The sequence below is a fragment of the Mycobacteriales bacterium genome (assembly GCA_040902655.1).
Lineage (GTDB): Bacteria > Actinomycetota > Actinomycetes > Mycobacteriales > SCTD01 > SCTD01.
The window spans coordinates 1-26,022 of record JBBDWV010000030.1 but is presented as its reverse complement, the minus strand read 5'-3'; the positions used below and the strand labels follow the sequence as shown (position 1 = coordinate 26,022).

The 26,022-nt window shown below is 72.2% G+C and carries 26 protein-coding genes; 8 read left to right on the top strand and 18 right to left on the bottom strand.

The window, feature by feature from the left end:
• Window positions 1-63 precede the first annotated feature (63 nt).
• Complete coding sequence (locus tag WD794_09415; GenBank protein ID MEX2290529.1) at window positions 64-699, top strand: TlpA disulfide reductase family protein; 636 nt, start codon at window positions 64-66, stop codon at window positions 697-699.
• A 1-nt stretch (window position 700) separates the two neighbouring features.
• Window positions 701-1,507: a cytochrome c biogenesis protein CcdA gene (locus WD794_09410; GenBank protein MEX2290528.1), complete on the top strand. Its 807-nt coding sequence runs from the start codon at window positions 701-703 to the stop codon at window positions 1,505-1,507.
• Window positions 1,508-1,528: 21 nt separating this feature from the next.
• Here the strand turns inward: WD794_09410 and WD794_09405 are convergent, their stop codons facing one another.
• The 10 genes from WD794_09405 to WD794_09360 all read right to left on the bottom strand — a co-directional run bounded on the left by WD794_09405 (window position 1,529) and on the right by WD794_09360 (window position 13,826).
• Window positions 1,529-4,903, bottom strand: a complete 3,375-nt coding sequence (locus tag WD794_09405) for a pyruvate carboxylase (GenBank protein ID MEX2290527.1) — start codon at window positions 4,901-4,903, stop codon at window positions 1,529-1,531.
• Between the two features lie 23 nt (window positions 4,904-4,926).
• Window positions 4,927-5,325, bottom strand: a complete 399-nt coding sequence (locus WD794_09400) for a hypothetical protein (GenBank protein MEX2290526.1) — start codon at window positions 5,323-5,325, stop codon at window positions 4,927-4,929.
• Window positions 5,322-6,491: a cytochrome c-type biogenesis protein CcmH gene (locus tag WD794_09395; GenBank protein ID MEX2290525.1), complete on the bottom strand. Its 1,170-nt coding sequence runs from the start codon at window positions 6,489-6,491 to the stop codon at window positions 5,322-5,324. Before WD794_09395 ends, WD794_09400 begins: the two co-directional genes overlap by 4 nt.
• Complete coding sequence (locus WD794_09390; protein ID MEX2290524.1) at window positions 6,488-7,075, bottom strand: redoxin domain-containing protein; 588 nt, start codon at window positions 7,073-7,075, stop codon at window positions 6,488-6,490. The genes WD794_09395 and WD794_09390 overlap by 4 nt, the downstream gene beginning before the upstream one ends.
• The gene (locus WD794_09385; GenBank protein MEX2290523.1) at window positions 7,072-9,090 is read right to left on the bottom strand and encodes a cytochrome c-type biogenesis CcmF C-terminal domain-containing protein; all 2,019 of its coding nucleotides are present in this window, start codon (window positions 9,088-9,090) and stop codon (window positions 7,072-7,074) included. The genes WD794_09390 and WD794_09385 overlap by 4 nt, the downstream gene beginning before the upstream one ends.
• Window positions 9,087-9,530: a cytochrome c maturation protein CcmE gene (locus WD794_09380; protein MEX2290522.1), complete on the bottom strand. Its 444-nt coding sequence runs from the start codon at window positions 9,528-9,530 to the stop codon at window positions 9,087-9,089. Before WD794_09380 ends, WD794_09385 begins: the two co-directional genes overlap by 4 nt.
• A gap of 94 nt (window positions 9,531-9,624) precedes the next feature.
• Window positions 9,625-10,353, bottom strand: a complete 729-nt coding sequence (gene ccsA / locus WD794_09375; GenBank protein ID MEX2290521.1) for a cytochrome c biogenesis protein CcsA — start codon at window positions 10,351-10,353, stop codon at window positions 9,625-9,627.
• A 5-nt stretch (window positions 10,354-10,358) separates the two neighbouring features.
• Window positions 10,359-11,006: a heme exporter protein CcmB gene (locus WD794_09370; protein ID MEX2290520.1), complete on the bottom strand. Its 648-nt coding sequence runs from the start codon at window positions 11,004-11,006 to the stop codon at window positions 10,359-10,361.
• Window positions 11,003-11,644, bottom strand: coding sequence for an ATP-binding cassette domain-containing protein (locus WD794_09365; GenBank protein ID MEX2290519.1), 642 nt, complete (start codon window positions 11,642-11,644; stop codon window positions 11,003-11,005). Before WD794_09365 ends, WD794_09370 begins: the two co-directional genes overlap by 4 nt.
• Window positions 11,645-11,843: 199 nt before the next feature.
• The gene (locus WD794_09360; GenBank protein MEX2290518.1) at window positions 11,844-13,826 is read right to left on the bottom strand and encodes a copper resistance protein CopC; all 1,983 of its coding nucleotides are present in this window, start codon (window positions 13,824-13,826) and stop codon (window positions 11,844-11,846) included.
• Between the two features lie 190 nt (window positions 13,827-14,016).
• Here WD794_09360 and WD794_09355 point away from each other — a divergent pair, with 190 nt between their 5' ends.
• The 6 genes from WD794_09355 to WD794_09330 all read left to right on the top strand — a co-directional run bounded on the left by WD794_09355 (window position 14,017) and on the right by WD794_09330 (window position 19,367).
• Window positions 14,017-14,595 carry a hypothetical protein gene (locus tag WD794_09355; GenBank protein ID MEX2290517.1) on the top strand — a complete coding sequence of 193 codons (579 nt, stop codon included), beginning with the start codon at window positions 14,017-14,019 and terminating at the stop codon, window positions 14,593-14,595.
• Between the two features lie 337 nt (window positions 14,596-14,932).
• Window positions 14,933-15,328, top strand: a complete 396-nt coding sequence (locus WD794_09350) for a M15 family metallopeptidase (GenBank protein ID MEX2290516.1) — start codon at window positions 14,933-14,935, stop codon at window positions 15,326-15,328.
• Window positions 15,329-15,478: 150 nt separating this feature from the next.
• Entirely contained in the window at window positions 15,479-16,330 is an 852-nt protein-coding gene (locus WD794_09345) for a universal stress protein (protein ID MEX2290515.1), read from the top strand.
• 296 nt (window positions 16,331-16,626) lie between these two features.
• The gene (locus WD794_09340; protein MEX2290514.1) at window positions 16,627-18,063 is read left to right on the top strand and encodes a SulP family inorganic anion transporter; all 1,437 of its coding nucleotides are present in this window, start codon (window positions 16,627-16,629) and stop codon (window positions 18,061-18,063) included.
• Between the two features lie 109 nt (window positions 18,064-18,172).
• Window positions 18,173-18,592 (top strand): MerR family transcriptional regulator, encoded by a 420-nt coding sequence (locus WD794_09335; GenBank protein MEX2290513.1) that lies wholly within the window; start codon window positions 18,173-18,175, stop codon window positions 18,590-18,592.
• Window positions 18,593-18,629: 37 nt separating this feature from the next.
• Window positions 18,630-19,367: a hypothetical protein gene (locus WD794_09330; GenBank protein ID MEX2290512.1), complete on the top strand. Its 738-nt coding sequence runs from the start codon at window positions 18,630-18,632 to the stop codon at window positions 19,365-19,367.
• Window positions 19,368-19,416: 49 nt separating this feature from the next.
• Here WD794_09330 and WD794_09325 read toward each other — a convergent pair whose 3' ends face one another.
• The 8 genes from WD794_09325 to WD794_09290 all read right to left on the bottom strand — a co-directional run.
• Window positions 19,417-20,796 carry an MFS transporter gene (locus WD794_09325; protein ID MEX2290511.1) on the bottom strand — a complete coding sequence of 460 codons (1,380 nt, stop codon included), beginning with the start codon at window positions 20,794-20,796 and terminating at the stop codon, window positions 19,417-19,419.
• A 72-nt stretch (window positions 20,797-20,868) separates the two neighbouring features.
• The gene (locus WD794_09320; protein ID MEX2290510.1) at window positions 20,869-21,282 is read right to left on the bottom strand and encodes a ChaB family protein; all 414 of its coding nucleotides are present in this window, start codon (window positions 21,280-21,282) and stop codon (window positions 20,869-20,871) included.
• Between the two features lie 35 nt (window positions 21,283-21,317).
• Window positions 21,318-21,857: an FKBP-type peptidyl-prolyl cis-trans isomerase gene (locus WD794_09315; protein ID MEX2290509.1), complete on the bottom strand. Its 540-nt coding sequence runs from the start codon at window positions 21,855-21,857 to the stop codon at window positions 21,318-21,320.
• Window positions 21,854-22,564: a proteasome subunit alpha gene (gene prcA / locus WD794_09310; GenBank protein ID MEX2290508.1), complete on the bottom strand. Its 711-nt coding sequence runs from the start codon at window positions 22,562-22,564 to the stop codon at window positions 21,854-21,856. Before prcA ends, WD794_09315 begins: the two co-directional genes overlap by 4 nt.
• A gap of 46 nt (window positions 22,565-22,610) precedes the next feature.
• The gene (gene prcB / locus WD794_09305) at window positions 22,611-23,414 is read right to left on the bottom strand and encodes a proteasome subunit beta (protein MEX2290507.1); all 804 of its coding nucleotides are present in this window, start codon (window positions 23,412-23,414) and stop codon (window positions 22,611-22,613) included.
• A 172-nt stretch (window positions 23,415-23,586) separates the two neighbouring features.
• Window positions 23,587-23,796, bottom strand: coding sequence for a ubiquitin-like protein Pup (locus tag WD794_09300; protein MEX2290506.1), 210 nt, complete (start codon window positions 23,794-23,796; stop codon window positions 23,587-23,589).
• A 243-nt stretch (window positions 23,797-24,039) separates the two neighbouring features.
• A complete protein-coding gene (dop, locus tag WD794_09295) occupies window positions 24,040-25,563 on the bottom strand; it encodes a depupylase/deamidase Dop (protein ID MEX2290505.1) in 1,524 nt (507 codons plus the stop codon).
• A 93-nt stretch (window positions 25,564-25,656) separates the two neighbouring features.
• Window positions 25,657-26,022 (bottom strand): proteasome ATPase (locus WD794_09290; protein MEX2290504.1); only part of this gene is annotated, 366 nt, incomplete at its 5' end.

Genomic DNA, 26,022 nt, shown 5'->3' with positions numbered 1-26,022 from the left:
GGTCACAAAGGCCGAAACGATCAAGAGGGCGAAGGTTGCCTGATGCGGCACTAGGATCGCAGCGTGCGCAGGCGGAAGGGACATGCAGCGGTGGCGCTGCTCGGCCTGCTCCTGGCCGGCTGCTCGACGGCGGGTGCGGCGCCGGCCGGTGGTGACCTCTCCACCGGCCTGCAGGCACAGCAGGAGGAGCTGAACGCGCAGGCGCTGCGCACGCTGGAAGACCGCACCTGCGCCGACCTGCCGACGGCGACGGCCTTCGCCGCCCTGCCCGCCGAGCCGCTCGACTGCCTCGGCACCGGGCCGGCGCGGCCGGTCAACGCCGGTGACGGTCGGCCGACGGTGGTCAACCTGTGGGCCTCGTGGTGTGCGCCCTGCGTCCGGGAGATGCCGCTGCTGCAGGGCACCGCCGATCGCGCCGGCGACGGGGTGCGCTTCGTCGGCATCGACGTCCAGGACCAGGAGGCCAGCGCTGCCTCGCTGCTCGCGGCGACCGGCGTGCGCTACGACCAGTACGCCGATCCGCAGGGCGACGTCCGCAGTGCGGTGCGGGCGGTCGGCCTGCCGGTCACGCTGGTCTTCGACGCGCAGGGACGTGAGGTGGCCCGCCGCCTCGGCGAGGTCGAGGCCGGCTGGCTGGAGGACGCCCTGCGCGAGGCCGGCGCGGTTCTGGCCCCTCCGTCGCCCTCCTCCACCGGCTGACATGGCGCTGTCCGACGTCGTCATCGACGGACCGCTGTTGCTGGCTGCCCCCCTGGCCGTCGCTGCCGGCGTCGTCTCGTTCCTGTCGCCGTGCAGCCTGCCGCTCGTACCCGGCTATCTCTCCTACGTCGGGGGCTTGTCCGGCAGCGAGGTCACCCGGGCAGCAGCCGGCGGAAGTACCGCCGGCGGAGGCACTGCGGTGGCCCTGCGCCTGCACGGTGCCGCTCGGCGGCGGGTGCTCGTCGGCGCGTCGCTGTTCGTTCTCGGATTCTCGGCCGTGTTCACCGCCTACGGCGCCGCTGCCGGCGCACTCGGTGGTCTGCTGTTCGACCAGAGCCGCACGCTGACGGTGGTGCTGGGCGTGCTGACCGTCCTGCTGGGTCTGGTCTTCGCGGGCGTCCTGCGCCTACCGGCCCTCGGGCGGACGGTCCGGGTGAACCTGCGGCCGGCGGCGGGGCTGACGGGGGCACCACTGCTGGGCGCGCTGTTCGCCATCGGTTGGACGCCGTGCATCGGCCCGACCCTGGCCGCGGTTCTGTCCTTGTCGGCCGACAGCGCCACCGTCGGCCGGGGGGCACTGCTGGCCTTCCTCTACAGCGCCGGGCTCGGCGTGCCGTTCGTGCTGGTCGCGGCCTCGCTGCACCGGGCGATGGACCGGCTGGACGTCGTACGCCGGCACGCGGGGCTGGTCATGCAGTCAGGCGGTGTCCTGCTGGTCGCCATCGGGCTGCTGCAGATCAGTGGTGTCTGGGGAGGCTGGCTCAACGCCCTGCGCGCGTGGATCGGGGCCTACGGCACGGTCCTGTGAGTGACAGTTGCCGCCGGGCGGTCACTGCAGGACGAGCAGGAGGTCGCCGCCCTCGACCTGTTGCACGGCTCCGATCGCCAGCCGCCCGACCGTGCCGGCCAGCGGTGCGGTGATGGCGGCCTCCATCTTCATGGCCTCGATCGTGGCCACCGCCTGACCGGCCTCGACCGCGTCGCCCTCCGCGACCTGGAGCGTGACGACCCCGGCGAAGGGTGCAGCGACGTGGTGCGGGTCGCTGCGGTCGGCCTTCTCGGCGGCCGTGACCGTGGCGTCGATCGAGCGGTCGCGGACGGAGACCGGCCGCAGTTGGCCGTTCAGGATGCACATCACCGAGCGCATGCCGCGCTGGTCGGGCTCGGAGACCGCCTCGACGCGCAGCAGCAGTCGGACGCCCGGCTCGAGGTCGACGGCGTGCTCGACGCGGGTCTGCAGACCGTAGAGGAACTCCCGGGTGGGCAGCACGGAGGTGTCGCCGTACTCGTCGACGTGCGCCTCGAACTCCTGTGTCGGGGTGGGGAACAGCAGCCGGTTGAGCGTCGCGCGTGGGTGCTCGGCCAGCCCGCGGACGTCGTCCGGGCTCAGCTCGGCCGGCGGCTGCGCCGGGCGTCGCCCCTTCAGGGCTCGCGTGCGGAAGGGCTCCGGCCAGCCTCCGGGCGGGTCACCCAGCTCCCCCCGCAGGAAGCCGATCACCGAGTCCGGCAGGTCGTGTGCGCCGGGATCGGCCGCGAAGTCCTCCACCGAAACGCCGGACCCGACCAGCTGCAGGGCCAGGTCGCCGACGGCCTTGGAGGACGGGGTGACCTTGACGAGTCGGCCGAGCAGGCGGTCCGCGGCGGCGTAGGCGTCCTCGACCGCCTCGAACCGCTGCCCCAACCCCAGGGCGATCGCCTGCTGGCGCAGGTTGGACAGCTGCCCGCCCGGGATCTCGTGCGTGTAGACCCGGCCGGTCGGTGCGGGCAGACCGGACTCGAACGGCGCGTAGACCCGCCGGACGGCCTCCCAGTACGGCTCGAGATCGTTGACGGCCTTCAGGTCCAGGCCGGTCGCCCGGTCGGTCGCGTCCGTCGCCGCCACGATCGCCGACAGTGGCGGCTGGCTGGTGGTGCCGGCCATGGAGGCGACGGCGCCGTCCACGGCGTCCACCCCCGCCTGCCACGCCGCGAGCAGCGTCGCGAGCTGCCCGCCGGCCGTGTCGTGTGTGTGCAGGTGCACCGGCAGGTCGAACCGCTCCCGCAGCGCCGTCACCAGCCGGGCGGCTGCCGGCGGGCGCAGCAGCCCCGCCATGTCCTTGATCGCCAGGATGTGCGCGCCGGCCTGCACGATCTGCTCGGCCAGCCGCAGGTAGTAGTCGAGCGTGTAGAGCCGCTCCCCCGGGTCACACAGGTCGCCGGTGTAGCAGAGCGCGACCTCGGCCAGCGCCGTTCCCGTGCCGCGGACGGCGTCGACGGCCGGCCGCATCTGCTCGACGTCGTTGAGCGCGTCGAAGACCCGGAAGATGTCCACACCGGTGCGGGCCGCCTCCGCGACGAAGGCTTCGGTGACGGCCGCGGGATAGGGCGTGTAGCCGACGGTGTTGCGCCCGCGCAGCAGCATCTGGAGGCAGAGGTTGGGGACCGCCTCCCGCAGGGCCGCCAACCGGTCCCACGGGTCCTCGTGCAGGAAGCGCAGCGCCACGTCGTACGTCGCGCCGCCCCAGGCCTCGAGGCTGAGCAGCTGCGGCGTCGACCGCGCCACGTGGCCGGCCACGGCCAGCAGGTCCTTGGTCCGCACCCGCGTGGCGAGCAGCGACTGGTGGGCGTCGCGGAAGGTGGTGTCGGTGACCGCGAGCGCCGTCTGGGCCCGCAGGCCGGCGGCGAACTGCTCCGGGCCCGCGGTGAGCAGCCGCTGCCGGGACCCGTCCGGCGGCGGGCCGGCCAGCTCGATGGTCGGCAGTTTCTCGACGGGGTCGACCACCGCCGGCCACTCGCCGTGGGGCTTGTTCACCGTCACGTCGGCGAGGTAGGTCAACAGCTTTGTACCGCGGTCAGCCGAGGGCCGCGCTGCGAGCAGCTGCGGGCGCTCGTCGATGAACGACGTCGTGACCCGGCCGGCCTGGAAGTCCGGGTCGTCCAGCACCGCCTGCAGGAACGGGATGTTGGTCGACACGCCGCGGATGCGGAACTCCGCCAGCGCACGACGTGCCCGCGCGACGGCGGCCTCGAGGGTGCGGCCGCGACAGGTCAGCTTGACCAGCAGCGAGTCGAAGTGCGCCTCGACCTCCGCACCCAGCGACGCCCCGCCGTCCAGCCGGATACCCGCCCCGCCCGGTGAGCGGTAGGCGGTGATCCGGCCCGTGTCCGGACGGAAGCCGTTGGTGGGGTCCTCGGTGGTGATCCGGCATTGCAGCGCCACCCCCCGCAGCCGAATGGAGTCCTGGGACAGGCCCAGATCGGCCAGTGACTCCCCCGCCGCGATGCGCAGCTGGGAGTGCACCAGGTCCACGTCCGTCACCTCCTCGGTGACGGTGTGCTCGACCTGGATCCGGGGGTTCATCTCGATGAACACGTGTCGGCCCTGCGCGTCCAGCAGGAACTCCACCGTCCCGGCATTGACGTAGCCGATGGCTCGGGCGAAGGCGACCGCGTCCGCGCAGAGCCGAGCCCGCAGCTCCGGGCTCAGGCCGGGCGCGGGTGCCAGCTCCACCACCTTCTGGTGCCGTCGCTGCACGGAACAGTCCCGCTCGAACAGATGCACCACCTCGCCGTGCGCGTCGGCGAGGATCTGCACCTCGACGTGTCGGGGGTCGACCACCGCCTGCTCGAGGAAGACAGTCGCGTCGCCGAAAGCCGACTCCGCCTCCCGCATGGCTGCCTGCACCGCCGCACTCAGCTGAGCCTGGTCCTCCACCCGCCGCATCCCGCGACCGCCACCGCCGGCGACAGCCTTGACGAACACCGGAAACGGCAGGGCATCGGCTGCGGCCAGGATCGTGTCGAGATCTGCGCTGGGCTCGCTCGAGGCCAGCACCGGCAGCCCTGCCTCCCGAGCCGCAGCGATCGCCCGCGCCTTGTTGCCGGTCAGCTCCAGCACCGACGCCGGCGGCCCCACGAAGGTGATGCCCGCCTGCGCACAGGACTCGGCGAGCTCCGGGTTCTCGGACAGGAAGCCGTAGCCGGGGTAGACGGCGTCGGCGCCGGCGCGCTCGGCCGCAGCGACCACCTCCGCCACCGACAGGTAGGCACGAACCGGGTGCCCCGCCTCGCCGATCTGGTAGCTCTCGTCGGCCTTGAGCCGGTGCACGGAGTTGCGGTCCTCCCAGGGGAAGACCGCCACCGTCTGCACGCCGAGCTCGTAGGCGGCGCGGAAGGCACGCACCGCGATCTCGCCGCGGTTCGCGACGAGGAGCTTGTGGAACATGGGGCTTCCTCCTGTGGGGCGACTCATTCGGCCACCGTGAGGGTGGCGTGCATCCCGGCCTCCGCGTGGCCGCCGACGGTGCAGTCCAGCCGGACGGGCTCCCCCGGCTGGACGTCGACGCGAAGGGTCTCACTTCCCCCGGGAGCCAGCACCGACGTGGCCGCGAGGACCCGGTTGCCCTGTCGGAGCCGCAGGTCGTGACCGGTGCCGCCGGCGTTGGTCGCCGTGATGGTGACGCTCCCCGGACGCAGCGTGCCGCCCGAGACGGCCAGGCGATAGTCGAGGAGCCCGACCCGCAGCTCGCTCGTCGGCGGTCCGGAAGGCACCGGTGCACTGCTCTGCGCCGCGCTGCCGCACCCGGCCAGCACCAGCACCGCCGCCAGGGCGGCCGTGACGCGTCCCGCCGGCCCCGCTGCTCTCACGGCTGGGCCAGCCGCTCGCGGACGACGGCCGCCGCCGGTGCGTCCGGTGCCAGCTCGAGGAACCGGCGCAGGGTGGCGTCGGCCTCCGGCCGGCCGAGGATGTCCTGGGCGTTGCCCAGCACCAGCAGTGTGTCGGGATCGTCGGGATGTCGGGCAGCGAGGTCGGTGAGCACGGGGAGCGCCTCGCCGACGCTGCCGCCGCGGACGAGGATCGAGGCCCGCAGCAGCTGCACGTCGTCGGCCCGAGGCCGCAGTGTCAGCGCCTGGTCGTAGGCCCGCAGCGCCTCCGCGAGCTCTCCGCTGGCGTCGTACGCCCGGCCCAGCGCGACCCAGCCCTGCGGGTCCTTCGGACGCTCGCGGGTCGCCGCGACCAGCTGGGACAGCCCCGGCGCGGCGGCCGCACCGGGCAGGTCACCGGTGGGCAGGTCACCGGCTCCGCGGGTGCGGACGCCGACGGCCAGGGCCGCACCGGTCCCGGCGAGCAGAGCCAGCACTGTCAGGACGGTGACGGCGCGGCGCGGCAGGGAGCGCGCCGCGCGCCCGCCTGCTGCCGGGCGGCGCGTGTAGCGCCGGTGGGCCGCGCCCAGCCGAGCGTCGGCACGGCTGCGCGCGCCGGCATCCAGGCCGTCCTCCTCGGCGGCGACCCGCACGAGCAGCGCCTCGCGCAGCGCCTCCCCTGCCGGCGTGCCGTCCGGCTGCAGCGCATCGCTCAGGAAGGACTCCAGCGCGACGGCAGCATCCGGGTCGGGTTCGCCCTCGGCAGCGGGCAGCGACCGCCGCCGCAGCCGACGCCAGCCGAGCCAGCCACCCAGCGGCAGGGCGACGGCCGGCAGCAGCCAGGCCAGCAGCCCGGCTCCGGCCGGGGTCGGGCTCAGCACCGCCGACGGGCCGTAGCGGTCGACGAAGTACTGCCGCACCTCGTCCGGCGTCCGGCCCTCACGCAGTTGTTGCTCCACGATCTGCCGCGAACCGTCCGCGAGCACCGACGGCGAGTCCGAGATGGACAGTCCCTGGCAGGTCGGGCAGCGGATCGTCGCCGCCACCGCGTCGACACGCTCCTGCAGCGTCGGGGGCCGGTCGGGTGAGGCGGCCCGCGCCAGACCCAGCCCCGCGACCGCCAGTGCGACAGCCAGCAGCAGCGCCGCCCCGAGGCGCCGGCGGCTCACGGTCCCGCCGGTGGGAGCAGCGGTGTGACGTTCTGCTGGATCCAGGCGGCATCGAGCTCGCCGACGGCCTTGGCCACCACGGTCCCGCTGCCGTCCACGAGGTAGGTCTCCGGCAGCGCAAAGGTGCCCCAGTCGACGGCCTGCCGCCCGTCCGGGTCCTGCACACTCGGCCACGGCGCCTGGCCGAACTCCTGGAGGAACGCCCGTGCCTCCTGCGGCTTGTCCCGCACGTTGATCCCGACGATCTGCAGGCCGCGCGGAGCGAGCTCGCGGTAGGAGGCGACGAGCAGCGGCTGCTCCTGCCGGCACGGCACGCACCACGACGCCCAGACGTTGACGAGCACCACCTGGCCGCGCCAGTCGTCCAGGTCGAACGTCGCTCCCTCCAGGGTCATGCCCTGCAGGGCCGGGGCGGGTCCGTCGAGCAGGACGGAACGCGCCGGCGGCTGCCCCTCGAGCCGGCTCACCAGGACCAGCCCCAGCAGTGCCACCGACATCAGCAGGGCCAGCGTCCGCCACATTCGACGGCCGGGGCGGCCGGCCGGCGGGGACGGCGCCTCGGGTCCGGCGGCGAGCGCGGTCACACGTGCTCCCGCTCCGGTCGGCGTTGCTCCACGGCTGCCGGAGCGACCTGCGGCAGGACCTCCGGCACCTGCGCCGGGCGGCGGCGCGGCCAGCCGGCGACCGCGGCGCCCAGCACCATCACGCCGACGGCGATCCACAGCCACAGCATCATGGGGTTGACCGCCAGGCGCACCGTCGCCATCGAGGTCTCGGGGTCGATCTCGGTCAGGACCAGATAGGCGTCCTCGGTGAAGGTGGTGCGGACCGACGGGGTGCCGACCGCCTGCTGCAGCCGGGGGTAGGTGCTGAGCATGGGCTGGTAGACGCCGACGTCCTGCCCGCGGTGGCACAGCCGCAGGTCGGCGACGATCGAGTCCCGGCGGTCTCCCTCCAGGCTGTGCACGCCCTCGAGGGTGGCGGTCCACGCCCCCGTGGCGACGGTCTGCCCGGTGGTGAGCCGGGCGGTGCTCGACGAGGCGTACGTCGAGGATGCGGCGACGGCGACGGCGGTCAGCACGAAACCCAGGTGCACGAGCAGCCCGCCGTAGGTCCGGCGCTGGGACAGCAGCGTGCGAACCACGGCGCGACCTGCGCCCGTACCGGATCCGGAGCGGGTGTGCCGCACGTCGACGACGAGCCGGGTGGCGTGCGTGACGAGGACGAAGGCGGCCAGGCCGAAGGTGAGCAGCGCGCTGACGCCGCGCAGCCCGGACAGGCCCAGCGCGCCGACGGTCAGCAGCCCGGCCACCGCCCCCGGCAGCAGCAGCGGGCCGAGCACCGCACCCTGAGCGCTGCCCCACGGCAGCAGCGGGCCGACTCCCATGAGCAGGACGAGCAGCAGCGCCATCGGTACGGCCATGCGGGTGAAGTACGGGGCGCCGACGCTGATCCGGTCGCCGGTGAAGGTCTCGACGAGCAGCGGGAAGGTGGTGCCGAGCAGGATCGTGAACGCCAGCCCGGCCAGCAGCAGGTTGTTGCCCAGGAACGCGGTCTCCCGCGACACGGTGCGCAGCAGCGCGTCGTCGTCCCGTAGCCGGTCCGACCGCCACACGAACAGCGCACCGGAAGCGAGCAGGACCAGCAGCAGGAAGCCGAGCAGAATCGGCCCGATCGTGGACTGGCTGAACGCGTGCACGCTCTCGATGACACCGCTGCGGGTGAGGAAGGTGCCGAAGATGACCAGGCAGAAGGTGGCCACGGCCAGGGTGAGGTTCCACAGCCGCAGCGTCGCCCGGCGCTTCTGCACCAAGATCGAGTGCAGCAGCGCCGTGGCGGTGAACCACGGCAGCACTGAGACGTTCTCCACCGGGTCCCAGGCCCAGTAGCCACCCCAGCCGAGCACCTCGTACGCCCACCAGCCGCCCAGAACCACGCCGGCGGTGAGCGCCGTCCACGCGACGAGCGTCCAGCTGCGCACCACTGAGACCCAGGCCGGCCCCGTGCGGCCCGTGATCAGTGCCGCGATGGCGTAGGCGAAGGGGATGGCCATGCCGACGTAGCCGAGGTAGAGCAGCGGCGGGTGGATGCCCATCAGCGGGTGGTCCTGCAGCAGCGGGTTCGGCCCCGGGCCGTCGGCGGGGACCGGGCTGACCCGGTCGAAGGCGTTGCCGGCGAACAGCGCGAGCGCGAAGAAGAAGGCGCTGATGCCGGACAGCACGCTCATCGCCGACGGGTGCAGGTTCCCGGCCCGCGGATGGACGCGGTGCACGGCCAGCAGCGTCATGCCGGTCAGCACGAGCAGCCAGAGCAGCAGTGAGCCCTCGAGCGCCGCCCACAGGCTGATGACGGTGTAGTAGAGCGGGACGGCGCGCCCGCCGTTCTCGGCGACGTAGCGGACGGCGAAGTCGTGCTGCACCAGTGCGTTGAGCATCGCGACGACGGCCAGGAACGCCCCCAGTGCGGCGGTGGCGCTGGCGGCCCGTCCCTGACGGGCGGCGCGGGCGCTGCCGCGGGCGGCCACCGCCCACCACAGGGTGGCGGCGGCCGAGAAGACCAGCCCGAGGGTGAGGCCGGCCGGCCCGAGCAGGTACCTCATCGCGAGACGTCCTTGACCGCCGGCGGCTCGCCGGGCTCCTCCGGCGCCTTGTACTCGTTGCCGTGCTTGACGAGCAGCAGGTCGGACCGGAAGACGCCGTCGGCGCCGAAGATGCCCTCGACCAAGGCACCCTGCCCTTCGGTGAAGACCCCCCGGGGCTGCTCGGAGTTGACGACCCGTACCTCCTGGACCCCGTCGGTGAGCACGAAGCTGACGCCGTCCGGGCCACGGCTGACCGACGCGGGCACCACCAGGCCGCCGAGCCGCAGCCGCTCCCCCTGCAGGGACGGGTCGGCCAGCAGCTCGCTGGTCGTCTTGTAGTAGACGAGGCTGCCCTGCAGTCCGGTGGCGGCCAGCACGCCGACGGCGGCCAGCACGACGACTGCGAGGGTGAGCAGCCGCCACGGCGCGCGCCGCCGCACCGTGTCCGGAACGGTCATCGGCTCCGCCGTCCGCCCGTCCGGGTCCACAGCAGGTAGCCGCCCCAGGTGCCGGCGGTCAGCAGGTAGCCCGCGATCACCCAACCCCAGCCGGTCATGACCGCGTCCCGGCACGCACGACCAGCGGAGCACCCGGCGGGGGTTCCTGCGGAGCCGGTCCGCCGTCGCGCTCCGCGAGGATCCGCACGCGCCGGCGCACGACGAGCCAGCCGGCGAGGGAGAACGCGAGCACCGACAGCAGCAGCGCGAGCGCCATCCGCCCGTCCATCGGCGCGGGGTCCGGCGACAGCACGGTCGCCGGCTGGTGCAGGGTCCGCCACCAGACGACCGAGAAGTGTACGACGGGGACGTTGACGAAGCCGAGGATGCCGACGGCTGCGGCCCGCCGGGCCCCGGTGGCGCGGTCGTCGCCGAGGCCACGGACGCTCAGGTAGCCGGCATAGACCAGCAGCAGGACGACGGTCGTCACCAGGCGCGGGTCCCAGACCCACCAGGTGCCCCAGACGGGCCGGCCCCACAGGCTGCCCAGCACGATCGCCAGCGCCGTCATGCCCACCCCGAGCTCACCCGCGGCTTGGGCCCGCCGGTCCCAGCGCAGGTCGCGGCGCAGCAGGTAGGCCACACTCGCCACCAGCACGACGGCGAAGCAGGCGTACGCCAGCCAGGCGGCCGGGACGTGGACGTACATGAGTCGCTGGGCCTGCCCCTGCAGGGCGTCCGGCGGCGCGACCGCCAGGGCCACGACCAGAGCCGCGGCGCTGGTGAGCGCGGCGCCGGCAGTGAGCGTCCGGTCGAGCAGGCCCGGGGGGCGAGGCGGATTCATCGTTCTCACTCCTCGATCAGGGCGGGGAAGACGGCCCACGACGCCGTGACCAGGACGGTGGCGTAGGTGGCCAGGAGCACGACCCAGGGCAGGACCGGCACCCCTGGGGTGGTCAGCTGCGCCCCGGCCAGCAGGGCGGGCAGCCCCGCCGGCAGGACCAACGCGGGGAGCAGCCCCCGGCGGCGTGAGCCGGAGGCGACCAGCACCCCGACAGCGGTCGTCAGGGACGCCAGGGCCAGGGTGCCCAGCACGCCGGCGCCCAAGGCGGCCGGCGGCGGCCGGACGTCGAAGAGCACCACCACCAGAGCCGAGGTGAGCACCCAGACGGCGCCGAGTGCGGCCCAGACCCCGAGCAGCTTGCCGACGTACAGCGATCCGGGCGTGGTGAGTCCGCGTAGCACGTCCCAGGCATCCTCGGTGAGCTCGGCGCTGAGCAGGGCCCTCGCGACCGGCACGGTGGCCACCAGGACGGCCAGCCAGACGGTGCCGCCGGCAGTGCGCTCGAGCGCCTGCGGCGCCGGGCCGAAGGCGAGCCCGGCGAGGACGACGAAGGCCGCGGCCAACGGCAGCGTCGTCGTCAGGATCTCACGTCCCGCGCGCTCGACGGCCAGCTCCCGGCGCAGCACCGCCACGACCTGCGCCCCTGGTGTCACGCCGCCACCAGCCGGCCGTCACACAGGTGCAGGTGTGCGTCCGCGACGGGCAGCAGCGCAGCCGGCTGATGGGTCGCGACGAGGGTGGCGCAGCCCGCGCCGCGCACGTCGTCGAGCACGCGGAGCAGGACGCGGAGTCCCCCTTCGTCGAGCGCCCCGGTGGGCTCGTCCAGACACAGCAGCGCCGGCCTGGCTGCCAGCGCGGTGGCCAGGGTGACGCGCACCCGCTCCCCCGCCGACAGCGTGCCGATCCGGCGGTGCGCCAGCGGGTCGAGGCCCAGGCGAGCCACGGCGGTCTGTGCTGCGTCCTGTCGCCCCACCAGTGCGGCCGTGCCGGCCACGGCCTGGCTGACGGTCTGGGCGCTGCGCAGGCCGGCACCGGCGCGGACGTACAGCGCGCTGCCGGAGCACCGCCGGGTCCCGGTCGTGGGGCGCAGCAGTCCCGCCGCGAGTCGCAGCAGCGTCGTCTTGCCCGAGCCGTTGGCGCCGGTCACGACGCAGAGGGTCCCGGCCTCGAGGCGCAGATCCACCGAGGCCCAGACGGCGCGTCCGGCATGGTGTCGGGTGACCCGCTCGAGGGCCAGCGTCTCCCCCGTGCACCGGGTGTCGGACGGTGCCAGCACAGCGGGAAGAGCCACCAGACCAACGTAAGGTGACGACATCGCGTCCGTCCTGCCGGCGAGGACCACAGCCACCTGCTCCCGCGCAGATCCGTGCGGCATAGCTCCCTCGTGGACACCCTTGAAAGACGTAGCGCGGCGCCGGGCGCGGGTTCAACGCCATGTGCCGGCAAGGCTACTAGAGACGCAACGGTGCTCAAGGCTGCCCACCACGGCATCAGCTCGGGTACCGGTAGCTCCGCTGCAACAGGTGCTTTCGCGTCACCACCCGCGCGTCGACGACCCTGTCCTGCTCATCGAGGGTCATCGTGAAGTGGTAGCCCAGGACAGGCATGGCGAACGCCAGCGTGCGGATTCCGTCGACGGTGTACGTGATCGGATCGGTGACGCCGCCCTCCGACCAGGGCTCGTCCTCCAGGTACTCCTGCCCGGTGCGCCTCGAGGTTGTCGTGGGAGCAGCACCGAAGCCGGAGGTCACCGACTCGGTCGCCTCGATCTGAGCCTGCGCGCCCATCGTCGTCTGGACGGTGCGCAGCAGGTCGGCGGCCGGTCGCGGCGGCCAACGGATCTCGATCTGTGCGCGTCCTGCGTCCCATCCGCTCGCGGTGACGTCGGTCTCCACCACGTTGAGTCCTTCAGCCCAATCGACCTCGGCGCTCCAGCAGCCGATGCCGCACGGTTGCAGGTCGGGCGAACGGGTCTGCCCGCTGCCCGCCCCCACGGAGAGCCGAAGGTCGTACTGGACCGAGTCCTGCGGGCCTGGCGCATACGCGCGTGCCTCCAGTCGTCCCTCGGAAGCGACGACGGCGACCGTGACCTGGTTCGTGCGCTCCGCGACGCGGACGACCGCGCCGGTCGGTGCAGGAAGCGTGGCCTGCTGCGACACCAGCCGCGGCGGCGTCGCCGACGTCAGTCCGGCGGTCACGATCACCACGCCCACCAGCAAGGTCGCCTCCAGGCGCGCGGCCCTGCTCAGCGCCCACGGCGAGCGCTTTTCGACGTCCACCACGTGCCGTCCGTCCTCGACACCTCGGCGATGTCGGATGCGGGCGGTCAGGGCCGCAGCGACCGCTGCGGCCAACAGGCCGAGCTTGAGCAGCAGCACCTGGCCGTACGTCGTGCCGGTCCAGTCGCTCACCGTCGGCAGGAGCAGCAGGGCACTGAGCGTCCCGGTCGCAAGCACGACCAGGAACAGGGCCACCGCCAGCCGGGCGTAGGCGCCGGCGACCATCCAGGTCGCCAGCGACCGGTCCCGCCACGCGAGGGCCTGACGTAGGACATGGACGAGTGCGCCGAGCCATGCTGCGGCTGCGGCCAGGTGCACGACCGTCAGGACGACCCCGAAGCTCCCTACGGCCTCACCGGGATGCGCACGGACGCCCTCGAGCAGGAGAACGCCGGTCAGCGCGGCCGTGGCGACGGCGCCCCGCCAGGGGGCGCGCGCGCCGAGCATCGCCACGGTGAACAGCACCCCCTCGGCCGCGATCAGCCTCGCTGGCTCGGACGTCTCCAGCAGGCCTGGCAATGCCGCCGGGCGAAGGGAGCCGATCTGCAGCAGCAGCAGCGATGCACCGGTCAGCCCGAGCAGCGACCCGAGGCGCGTCAACGGGCGCGTCGCGGCCACCTCTCCCGTCTCCCGGCGGGCGATGAAGGCCCCGACCGCGCCACCGAGCGCCAGTGACAGGCCCAGGAACAGCACCGCACGCGGCAGCGCCGTGCCGGGTCGTACCTCGTCCGGGTCGTCCTGGGCAAACGTGCCTGCGCTGCTGTCAGCCGCGACGGGGCTGGCGACACCGAAGGCGAAGGTGCCGACCACGAGATCGCCGTCCAGTGCCACGACGCGGTAGGAGACCTCGTAGCTACCGGCCTCCAGCTTCTCGTCCGGCACGCCGCGCAGCGACTTCCCACGTTGCTGTGCTTCCACAGCGAGTGGGATCGACGCGCCGCCGGTGCGTCGCAGGGTGAGCGCGTCGCCCACCGGCGTCACCGGCTCGTTGAAGGTGACCGAGACAGCTTCCGGTGGCGAGGTCACCGCGTACCCCGCGCCGGGCGTGGTCTCCACGAGAGCCGGATGGGCCACCGCAGCCGTCGGCCACAGCAGGACGGTCAGCCCGATCAGGACGCCGAGGATGACGCGCCGCGACCGTCGCGCTGCACCGGAGCCGGGGCACGGCACGGCGTCGGACCGGCGCACTGTCACAGGCAGATCCACGGGTGGATGCACCAGGCCCGTAGCGCCACGGCTGGCCTCCTCGGCTTCCTCTCAGGGGCGAGCAGACCGCTGCACCGACCTCCAACATCTCCTATACAGAGTAGTCGCCCTGGCGGCGGCGAGCCTGCCGACGCGAGTCCGTTGACGGGACGCCCTGTTCGGTGGGAGCGTCCAGCGCGTGGGCCTGCCCGTGGACGGGACGCCACCGGAGGATGCCGACGCGCCGCCGGTGCGGAAAGGCAGACTTGTGTTCACGCCCGCGCTCCGGGCGCAGACACGGCCGCGGGGCGGTTGGGACGGTCGACTGCGGGAGGCCTCCGCCGAGCGCACCCTTGTGCTGGAGCGCCCCGCGGAGGACGTGCTGCCGCACATCTGGAGGATCAAGAACGTCGAGTACTGCGAGCGCAAGGCCGATGAGGTGACGGTCACACCCGAGCAGGAGTGGACCGGCCGGTACCTCATCCGCGGCCGCCTGCTGGGTGTCGTGCCGTGGGACGGGCAGTTCCGCTATGTGCTGCACGAGTCCGGATTCCACAGCGAGGACGCCGCTCCGCGCCGGGGTGGGTTGCAGGTCAACGGCGGTTTCACGGTCGAGCCGTACGGCGACGGATGTCGCATCTGGCACTACGAGCGGTACCTGCTGCCCTGGCTTGTCGCGCCGCTCAAGCCCCTCGTCAGTGCCTACGTCCGCTGGACGCAGCGACGCGAGATGCGCGATCTGGCGGCGCTGATCGAACGTGGCGGGTGTCGGGCGTAGCTCCGCGCGACACGTCAGCGGCCATGGGCTCAGGTGCCGCACGATTCGTGCCGATCAGCAGACGACACCTCCATGTCCGTCAGCTGAAGGGAGCGCAGTGGACTCGTTGCAGGCCGCGATGTCGCGAATCAACGAGTTGCGCGCACTCACCGCGCCGCGCCCGGTCGCCGTTCCCGCGCAGACACCCAGGGGCAGTGCCAGCTCCTCCGTGACGTTCGCGGCGGCCCTGCGCGCGGCGGAGCAGGCCGGTACCGCGACACCGGCGTCGAGCCCCGCCGCGTCACCGTCGTGGCCCGGCGGCGCCTCTCCAGCCACTGGTCTCGGCAGCAGCAGGGCCATGAGCGTGCAGGAGGTCAAGGCCACCTGGCAGAACGGGCGGGTGCCCGAGGCTGAGCTCGTGCCGCTCGGTCAGACCGGGCACCGCCTTGCCGCGCCGGCCGCTGCCGCCTTCGCGGAACTGGAAGCAGCGGCGCGCGCGAGCGGCGTCTCGATCCGCGTGTCGGACTCCTACCGTTCCTACGACGAACAGGTCGACATGGCCCGTCGTAAGGGGCTCTACTCGGAGGGCGGACTGGCCGCCAAGCCGGGTTCGAGTCAGCACGGGTGGGGGCTCGCCGTCGACCTGTCTCTGGATGCGCGAGCACAGGCCTGGATGCGTGAGCACGGAGGACGCTACGGCTTCGTCGAGGACGTCCCCCGTGAGCCGTGGCACTGGACGTTCCGCGGACGGTAGACGCGCGGACGTCGCTCTCGGGGCGACATGGGCGACCTTGGACGTGAGCGTTCGTGGCACCCAGTAGTGGGGGCCCTTCCCGGTCGCAGGTGCGGAGGTAGCGTCGGCCGCGTCCCGTCACCGCGGCCGGACGGTGTGGAGGGCGGCGAAGTGCGCGACATCGTGGTCGGAGTCAGTGCGTCTGCAGCCGGGGCGGCCGCCCTCGACTGGGCGCTGAGGCAGGCCACTCTCCGCCGGCTGAAGGTGGTGGCGGTCAGAGCCTGGGACATCCCGTCCTACGGCCCGTACTACTCGGTGGGCTCGGCGCTGCGCAGCACGTGGCCCGAGTTCGAACTCACCGAGCTGGAGATCGCCCGAGACGCGCTCGCGCAAGCCGTAGAGCGCGTCCCGGCCGCCAGCGGTGTCGAGGCGTCGGCGGTGGCCACCCGCGGCCGGCCGCCCGAGGTGCTGGTGACTGCGGCGAAGCAGGCTGAGCTGCTGGTGGTGGGCACCCGCGGCGTCGGCGCGTTGTCCCGTGTCGTTCATCTGGGATCGGTGAGCTCGTCGGTCCTGCACCACGCCACCGGCCCGGTCGCTGTCATCCCCGACGCGGCGCAGCGGCCAGCGCCTGTGCCGGCACGGGTCGTGGTCGGAGTCGACGGCTCGCAGGCGTCGCTGCGGGCGCTGTCCTGGGCCGTGCCGCAGGCCCGGTCGAGCGGGGCGACGCTGGTACCGCTGTCTGTGCGAGGCGGTGGCGGAGAGTCCGCTGACGAAGCCGAGCGGGCGACGCTTCGTGCGGCGGCGCTGGCCGCCGGCTCCGGGCAGGACCCGCAGGTGCCGGTCGAGCCGCGGGTGCGTCACGGCAACGTCTCGCACGAGCTCATCGCGGCTGCAGCGGATGTGGATCTGCTGGTGATCGGGTCCCGAGGGCGGGGTGGCTTCGCCTCTCTCCTGCTCGGGTCCACCAGCAGCCAGGTGGCCGGTCATGCGAGCCGGCCGGTGGTGGTCGTGCGTCCGGAGTAGGACGGCGCTGGGCCGAGGGGTACGGCGGCTGGAGTGTTGTGGCACGTGGCAAGCGCCACAGCGGGACGTGCGCCGGAACACTCTCACCGCACGGTAGGTTCAGCCATCTGTCCGGACGAGGGTCAGGCCCGTCCGGTCCTCCTCTTGTCCTGCACGCTCCGCGTCGCAGCTGGTGACGCCCACGCGCAGGTGCGGTGAGCCCAGTTGCCGCCCTGCACCGAAGGCAGTCCTTGACCCACGCTTCCGCTGTCACCGCGGCCACCCAGTCCCGCCGTACCCGGGTGCATGAGGCGTGGGTGGCGCGTCCCGTCCCGAACCTGCTGTCGGGCCTGGTCGTGGCTCTCGCCCTGATCCCGGAGGCCATCGCCTTCTCGATCATCGCCGGCGTCGACCCGAAGGTCGGCCTCTACGCATCGTTCAGCATCAGCATGATCATCGCCTTCGCCGGCGGTCGGCGGGCGATGATCTCCGCCGCGACAGGGGCGATGGCGCTGGTGATGGTGCCGCTCGTGCGTGAGCACGGGGTGGAGTTCCTGTTCGCCGCGACGATCCTCACGGGCGTGATCCAGGTCGTGCTGGGCCTGCTCGGCGTCGGACGCCTGATGCGCTTCATCCCGCGCACGGTCATGGTCGGCTTCGTCAATGCGCTGGCAATCCTCATCTTCCTCGCGCAGATGCCGTACTTCCTCGGCGGTGGCACGGTCGTCTACGCGCTCGTCGCGGTCGGCCTGCTCGTGATGTACGCCCTACCGCGACTGACGACGGCCGTGCCCGCGCCGCTGGTCGCCATCGTCGCGCTCACCGGCACCTCGACGTACTTCGGCCTCGACGTGCCGACGGTCGGCGACCTCGGCGAGCTGCCGACCGCCCTGCCGTGGGTTGCGCTGCCGCAGCTCCCGGTCACGCTCGAGACGCTGCAGATCGTCCTGCCGTACGCCGTGACGCTGGCGTTCATCGGGCTGCTGGAGTCGCTGCTCACGGCGCAGATCCTGGACGACATGACCGACACCGGCTCGGACAAGAACCGCGAGTGCCGCGGCCAGGGCATCGCCAACGTCGCGACCGGCTTCCTCGGCGGCATGGCCGGCTGCGCGATGATCGGGCAGTCCATGATCAACATCAAGTCCGGCGGACGTAGCCGCCTGTCGACCTTCTCGGCCGGCTTCTTCCTGCTGATCCTGATCCTGGCCGTCGGCGACCTCATCGCCGTGATCCCGATGGCCGCGCTCGTCGCCGTCATGTTCGTCGTCGCGGTCGCGACGTTCGACTGGACGAGCCTGCACGTCCGCAGCCTGCGCCGGACGCCGAAGAGCGAGACCGCCGTCATGGTCGTCACGGTGGCCATCGTGGTACAGACCCACAACCTGGCGTACGGCGTCGTCGCCGGCGTGCTGCTCGCGGCCATCTTCTTCGCCCGCCGGGTGGCGCACCTGGCCGAGGTGACCAGCGTCGTCGACCCGGCCCGGGGCGAGCGTGTGTACGTCGTCACCGGTGAGCTGTTCTTCGCCTCCACCAACGAGCTCGTCCACTCGTTCGACTACAGCGATCCGACTCCCAAGGTCGTCATCGATCTGACCGGCGCCCACGTGTGGGACAGCTCGGCGGTCGCCGCGCTCGACGCGATCGTCGCGAAGTACAAGGCACGCGGCGTCACCGCCGAGGTCGTCGGTCTCAACACGCTCAGCGAGGCGTTGCACACCCGCCTGACCGGGCAGCACGCCGGCTCGCACTAGCCGAGCTGGGACGTCTGCACCACCGCTTCCTGCTCGTTGGGGCGGCTTCGAGTGGGCGGGCAACGGTAGCGTCAGGCGGACCGGCACGAGACGGCGAGAAAGGTGCAGCGTGAGCGGCCCTCAGCACGTGCAGATCGGTGATGTCGCCGAGCGCACCGGGTTGAGCCTGCGCACGATCCGCTGGTACGAGGAGGTCGGACTGGTACCGCCCTCGGCCCGCACCCCCGGTGGCTTCCGCCTGTACACCGATTCCGACATCGAGCGGCTCGAGATCGTCAAGCGGATGAAGCCCCTCGAGTTGACCCTCGAGGAGATGCGCGACCTGCTGAGCACGATCGACGCGCTGGATGCGCCGTCCGTGCCGGCCGGGCAGCGAGCCGGCTTGCGCGAGCGTCTGGTCATGTATCAGGAGCTGGCTGAGCAGCGCGTCGAGGCATTGCGCGGGCAGCTGGCGAACGCCGAGATGTTCGCGCACAGTCTGGCCGAGCGTGTCGGCAGCCGCGAAGGTGTTCGACGCCGCAGCCGGTGACCACTGCGCCCGACGTGAGGTGACGAGGAGGGTTGTTGTGACCATGTTCCGGGTCCGATCTGTCGACGGGACGACCCGGTCGGTGACGGCGGGCCGCGTGGTCCTCACCGACACCGACGTCCGGTTCCAGTCCCCGGCCAGCACGGGCTGGGTGACCGTCGACAGCGCAGCCCTGGCCGGGGTCGCCCGGGTCGAGCGTCGCTTCAACGAGGCTGACGGCCGGGTGCGGTGGGTGGACGAGACGGAGGTCAACGTCGCTGCGGCGGGCGCCCGTCCAGAACCGCCGCCGGACCAGCCTGGCGCCTCGCCGCAGGCCCAGGCACCAGAGCCTCCTGCGGTGGCGGATCAAGGTCCAGCGGCGAGACCGACGACAGCTGCCGCCCCGCCGCGGGCGGTCAGCGCCAGCGACGTGCGCTGTCCGCAGTGCGGTGAGCAGGACGAGTTGTCAGGGCGCCGGACGGAGGGCGACATCCTGCTCACCTGTCACACCTGCGGCTACGAAGGCCCGCGCGTGGCCAGGCGCCGCTGTCCCACGTGCGGCGGTGACGACGTCGTCGTACGACCGAAGGCGCTCGTGGAGCGCTCACGCGGTACCCAGCTCAGCGTCGTGGGCTACACGACCGTGGTGCTGTGCCGGACCTGCGACGCCGACGACCTGGCAGCTGCGCTGGCGCACGGCGGCGCGGTCCTTCCCAAGGAGCTACCGACGGTCGACCCGCAGACCCTGCGCGAGATGGGCAAGCGACCGGGTGCGGCACCCGGGCCCACCCGGTGAGGTCCCACGTACACGGTACGAACTGGCAGCGGCCGCCGGCTGATGCTGATCAGGCGGTCGGCGCCGGTCTCGTGAGCGCCGGTGATCGGACTCGCAGAGCCGCCACCGCGACGAGAAGCGGGAGCACTGCGGACGCAGCGAGAACCGGGCGGTAGCTGCCGGCCGTCTCCTGCACGACGGCGAACAGCACCGGGCCGAAGGCGGTGGAACCGATCGAGAACGCGGTGATCAGACCGCGGATCGCACCGAGATGCGCCGTGCCGAACACGCGCGGGACCGTCGCGGCCTCGAGGGTCCGCACGCTGCCACCTGCCGCACCGATCGTCAGACCGAAGCCGATCGCCGACAGCCCCGGCGTCACGACCGTTCCCCAGGCGAGCCCGGCGGCAAGCAGCAGCATGCAGCCGGCCAGCGCCCGCGACGGTGACACCCGGTCGACCAGGGCCCCGAGAGTGAACGTGGCGAACAGCGCTGCCGCCGTCTGCGGCAGGAAGTTCGCTGCTGCGGCCGTCGTCGACAGGCCACGCTCGCCGAGCAGGCTGATCTGATGGAAGGCCACCGCTGTCGCCAGCATCCCGCTGACGGACACGGCCGCGGTCACCAGCCAGAACCATCCGGTCCGGACCGCCGCTGCCCGCGTCAGCCCGACGACCCCGGTAGCCGCGTGAGCGTCGTACGGTACGCCGTCGGGGCGCTGCCCAAGCTGCTCCGGACGGTCCCTCATCACCAGCAGCGCGAGTGGGATGACCGTCAGCCACACGAGTACGCCCTCGCCGGCCCAGACGGCTCGCCAGCCATAGGCGGTCACCAGTCGTTCCAGGACCACCGGCGCAAGGCTGATCCCCGCAGCCCCCACCGCCGAGACGATGCCCACCGCGACACCGCGCCGGCGGGTGAACCACAACGCCGTCGCGGTGGTGGCGGCCAGGCCCAGCGCGCCCTGACCCGCCATCCGGATCCCGACGAACCCAGCCGTCACGCCCACGATGCCGCTGACGGTGGACAGCCCGATGAGGAACGCACCGAAAAGTGCTCCGATGACGGCCATCGTCCGTCGGATGCCGTAGCGGTCGAGCGCGCGACCGACGGCCGGCATCGCTGCGGCGCCGGTCAGAGTGCCGATGAGGTAGGCCGTGGACAGGGCCGTCCTGGACAGCCCGAGGTCCCCCAGCATCGGCTCGATGAAGGCCGACACGGCAGCGGTCTGGCCCGGCGCGGTGAGCACGACAGCGGCACTGGATGCGGCGACGATCCGCCAGCCGTAGAAGCCGTCCGGCGATCGAGCCGAGCGATGCCGACGAGTAGCTGCCGGTCCGCCGACGGGAAGCGCGATTCCGGCGGCCTCAGGGGCTGCGACCTGGCCGGTGTGCGACGCCTCAGGACCTGCGTCGGAGGCTCGGGCGCCGCCCGCTCCCACACCCGCACTCACTGGCTCGAGTCTACTGCCCTCGTGCTGTCCGTCCCTGGTACGGACAGCACGGTCAGCAGCTGATCCGGGCGCCTACCGGGTGCGTGCCTGGGCAGTCTTGCGAGTGTTTGCGCGGTCGATGGCATCGACGAGCTGGTCCTTTGACATGGCGGACCGGCCGGGCACCTCGAGCCGCTGCGCCACCTCGTACAGATGCTTCTTGCTCGCGTTGGCGTCGACGCCGCCCCGGGTGTCGTTGCGCCTGCCGCGGCCACCGGCGTCGCTGGGGCCCTTCGCCTGCTTGGGCTCCCAGTGGTCGCCCACCTTCTCGAAGCCCTGCTTGACCGCCGCGTAGGCGGTGCGGTGCGCCCGCTGACCCTCGCCGTACTGCTCGGCGGCCGAGTCGTGCGCCTTGGTGAAGGTCCGCTGGGCCTTCGCCGATGACCGCTGGAGCGTCGACGGCAGCTCGTCCTGCTTCGGCTTCCCTGACTTCGTCGTCTTCGGCATGGAGTCGGGATTCCCCCGATCCGCCGACCGAAGCGCTACTGCGTCACGGAGACGAGGTCGACCACGAACACCAGAGTGGCCCCCGGCGGGATGTCGGCCCCGGCGCCCTGGTCGCCGTAGCCCAGGTCCGGCGGGATCACCAGCTGGCGCCGGCCGCCTTCACGCATTCCCACGATGCCCTGGTCCCAGCCGCCGATGACCTGGCCGCCGCCGAGCTGGAACGGGAACGGCTGCCCCCGGTCCCAGGAGGCGTCGAACTGCTTGCCGTCGGCGTAGGTGACCCCGACGTACTGCATCTCGACCGGCATTCCCGAGCAGGCCAGCGCGCCGTCGCCGACGACGATGTCGGAGACCTGCAGCGCGGTGGGCGGCGGGGTCGACGGCACCTCCACGACGGGCTTGGTCTGCAGGTCGGTGGTGGCGCCGCTGGGAGCCGGTACGGGTGACGGGGCATCCGGGCAGCTGGACTCCGGCGGCGATCCGGCGACGGTGTCGGAGGCGCCTCCGCTGCAGCCGGTCAGGATCAGGGCTGTGGCAGTGACTGCCGTCAGGGCGGGAATCAGGCGGGACGTCACGGGGTGGGCTTCTCCTGGCCGAGCAGGCGCTCGAGTCGGGGGCCGACGAGGCGCGAGAACGCTCGTCGCGGGCGGGTGCGGTCCAGGACCGCGGCCTCCAGGTCGCGCCCCGCGATCGCGCGCGGCTCGGCGTCCGGACCGGCCTGGGCGAGGGCTGCCACCCCGAGCCGGAGTACCTGCTCCAACGTCGCGGTGGGGTCGTGTCGTTCCTTCACGTACGCCGCCAGCGGCTCGCTCTGGCCGCCCATCACGACGAAGCCGTGCTCCTCGGCGACCGAGCCGTCGTACATCAGCCGGTAGAGCTGGTCGTCAGCCGGCCGCTCCCCCACCTCGGCGACGACGATCTCCACTTCGTACGGCTTGCTCGACTCGGTGAAGATCGTGCCGAGCGTCTGCGCGTAGGCGTTGGCCAGGCCGCGGCTGGTCACGTCGCGGCGGTCGTACTGGTAGCCGCGCAGGTCGGCGTAGCGCACACCCGCGAGGCGCAGGTTCTCGAACTCGTTGTACTTGCCGACGGCCGCGAAGGCGATCCGGTCGTAGATCTCGCTGATCTTGTGCAGGGCGTTGCTGGGGTTCTCGCCGACGAACAGGATCCCGTCGGCGTAGGCCAGCGTCAGGACCGAGCGGCCACGTGCGATGCCCTTTCGCGCGTAGTCGCTCTTGTCCTTCATCGCCTGCTCGGGCGACACGTAGAACGGCATGGTCACGGGCGGTGCACTCCTCGGCGGTGGTGGCGGCTGGGTGGGCGGGGCATCAGCCGCCGGGGTTGATCAGGCGCTCGTCCACGACGGTCTGGACCACCGCGCCGACCTCGTCGTCCGGCAGCCGCCGGACCCCCTCGTCGGTGGCGCTCATGACCACCGGCCAGATGCGCCGGGACATGTCGGGACCGCCGGTGGCGGAGTCGTCGTCGGCGGCGTCGTAGAGCGCGTCCACGCAGAGCTTGACGGCTTCGGACTCGCTCACCCCGTCGCGGTAGCGCTTCTTCAGGGCGCCGCGGGCGAAGATGCTGCCGCTGCCGACACTGTGGAAGCTGTGCTCCTCGTAACGGCCGCCGGTCACGTCGTAGCTGAAGATACGGCCGACGGCGCCCTCGAGGTCGTAGCCGGCGAACAGGGGGACCACGGCCAGCCCCTGCATCGCCATCGCGAGGTTGCCGCGGATCATCGCGGACAGCCGGTTGGCCTTGCCGTCCAGCGACAGGACGTGTCCCTCGAGCTTCTCGTAGTGCTCGAGCTCGACCTGGAACAGCCGCACCATCTCCACCGCCAGACCAGCGGTACCAGCGATGCCGACGACGCTGTAGTCGTCGGTGCGGAAGACCTTCTCGATGTCCCGCTGGGCGATGATGTTGCCCATCGTGGCGCGCCGGTCGCCGGCCATGATCACGCCGCTGGCATGCGTCACGGCCACGATCGTCGTGCCGTGCGGTGCCTCCAGCGTGCCCGCGGACAGGGTCAGCCGCGACGGGAGCAGATCGGGTGCCGCAGCCCCGAGGAACTCGCTGAACGAGCTGCTGCCCGGCGCGGTGAAGTGAGCCGGGAGACGCCCGTGCATGCCCGTTGCCTCTGCCACGTGGTCCTCTCGAGGTGGTCGGTCGCGCTGCGCAGGAGGTCTGCGCGCTCCCGAACGTTACCCAGACGCGACTGTCGCAGGAGCACAGCACACCACGGACGCACCAGGACGGATGGTCGTGGCCGACGCCTCGGCCCGCCGGCAGGCACCTCCGTCACTGCCCGCCCTTCTGCACGAAGGCCTTCACGAAGTCCTCGGCGTTCTCCTCGAGCGCCTCATCGATGTCGTCGAGCAGGGCGTCGACGTCATCGGTCAACTTGCCGACGCGCTCCTGGACGTCGCTGGTCTGCTCGTCCTGCGTCTCCTCGACGTCCTCGGCGCGCCGGCTCTGCCGGTCCTGCCCGCCGCTTTCCCTGGTGGCCATCGGGTGCTCCTCGCGTGTGGCTCGACGTCCTGCTCCGACAGTATCCGCGGTGACGGACCTTGCGCGCAGCCACGACGCGCCCGTGATGGACCTGTTGCGCCCGCCGGCTGCCGCCCACCGGGTAGGGGTGTCGACGGCCGAGCAGGCCCACCGGCTGGACGTCGGCCTTGATCAACGCGGTACTTGCGCAGTTCCAGAGGCCGCAGAAAGCAAGCAAGTACGGCGTTGATCATGGGTGAGGCCCTAGCGGCGCGACAGGGCCTCGACCAGCTCGGCCGCCGACCGCGAACGGTCCAGCAATGCGCCGACGTGCGCCTTGGTGCCACGCAGCGGCTCGAGCGTGGGCACCCGCTGCAGTGACTCGCGACCGATGTCGAAGATGACCGAGTCCCAGGAAGCGGCAGCCACCTCCGAGGGGAAACGGGACAGGCAGGTGCCGCGGAAGTAGGCGCGGGTGTCCTCGGGCGGGTTGTCCACGGCCCGCCGGATCTCGTCCTCGGACAGCAGCAGCTCCATCCGGCCGCTGGCGACCAGCCGGTTGTAAAGGCCCTTCTCCGGCCGGACGTCGGAGTACTGCAGGTCGACCAGGTGCAGCTTGGGCGCGTCCCAGCCCAGCCCCTCACGCTCCCGGTAGCCCTCGAGGATGGCCAGCTTGGCCACCCAGTCGAGCTCACGTGAGAGCGACATCGGATCGATCGACAGGCGGTCCAGCACCGACTCCCAGCGGGCCAGCACATCGCGCGTCTGCCCGTCGGCGTCGGGTCCGAGCCGGTCCTCGACGTGCTTACGGGCCTGCTCGAGGTACTCCATCTGCAGCTGCAGCGCGGTCATCCGCCGGCCGTCTCGCAGCACCATCTGCTGCCGCAGGGCCGGATCGTGCGACACCTGCCGTAGCGCCGTGACCGGGCCGTCGACCGACAGGTCGATGCCGTTGTCCCTGAGCCACCCGTCCTCGATCATCGACAGCACCAGCGCGGTGGTGCCGACCTTGAGGTAGGTCGACACCTCCGACAGGTTGGCGTCGCCGAGGATGACGTGCAGCCTCCGGTACTTGTCCGGATCGGCGTGCGGCTCGTCGCGGGTGTTGATGATCGGCCGCTTGAGGGTGGTCTCGAGCCCGACCTCGACCTCGAAGAAGTCGGCCCGCTGGCTGAGCTGGAAGCCGTGCACCCGCCCGTCCTGGCCGATCCCGACCCGGCCGGCGCCGGTGACGACCTGCCGACTGACGAAGAAGGGCGTCAGGTGCCGCACGATCTCGGCGAACGGCGTCGCCCGCGTCATCAGGTAGTTCTCGTGCGTGCCGTAGGACGCGCCCTTGTTGTCGGTGTTGTTCTTGTAGAGCAGGATCCGCGGCGTCCCGGGCGCCCGTAGCGCGCGCTCGGCCGCGATGGCCATCACCCGCTCCCCGGCCTTGTCCCACAGCACCGCGTCACGCGGCGTGACGACCTCTGGCGCGGAGTACTCCGGGTGCGCGTGGTCGACGTAGAGCCGGGCGCCGTTGGTGAGAATGACGTTGGCCAGCCCCAGGTCGTCCTCGATGTCGTGGTCGCTCATCCCGCTGCCGACCTCGAACCCGCGGGCGTCGCGGAGCGGATTCTCCTCCTCGAAGTCCCAGCGGGTACGGCGACTGCGGGCCGGGCCTTCGGCCATGCCGCTCGCCCAGCCGTTGACGATCTGGCTGGAGGCGATCATCGCGCCGCTGGCCGGCTGACCGGGCACCGAGACGCCGTACTCGGTCTCGATGCCCATGACGCGGCGCGTGGTCATGGCGTCAGCGTAAGTCGTCAGGCTCCTGCCGGCCCGTGGAACGGCAGACCTGGACGTCCCAGAGGTCGTCCAGGAGGTGGCCTGGCAGTCGCCCTAGAGGTACTGCCCCGTGTTCGCCACCGTGTCGATCGAGCGCCCGGTCTCGGAGCCCTTGGCGCTGGTGACCAGCGTGCGGATGTAGACGATCCGCTCGCCCTTCTTGCCCGAGATCCGGGCCCAGTCGTCCGGGTTCGTCGTGTTGGGCAGGTCCTCGTTCTCCTTGAACTCATCGATGCAGGCGGTCATCAGGTGCTGCAGCCGCAGCCCCTTCTGAGCCGTCTCGAGGAAGTCCTTGATGGCCATCTTCTTCGCCCGGGCGACGATGTTCTCGATCATGGCGCCGGAGTTGAAGTCCTTGAAGTACAGGACCTCCTTGTCGCCGTTGGCGTAGGTGACCTCCAGGAAGCGGTTCTCCTCCTC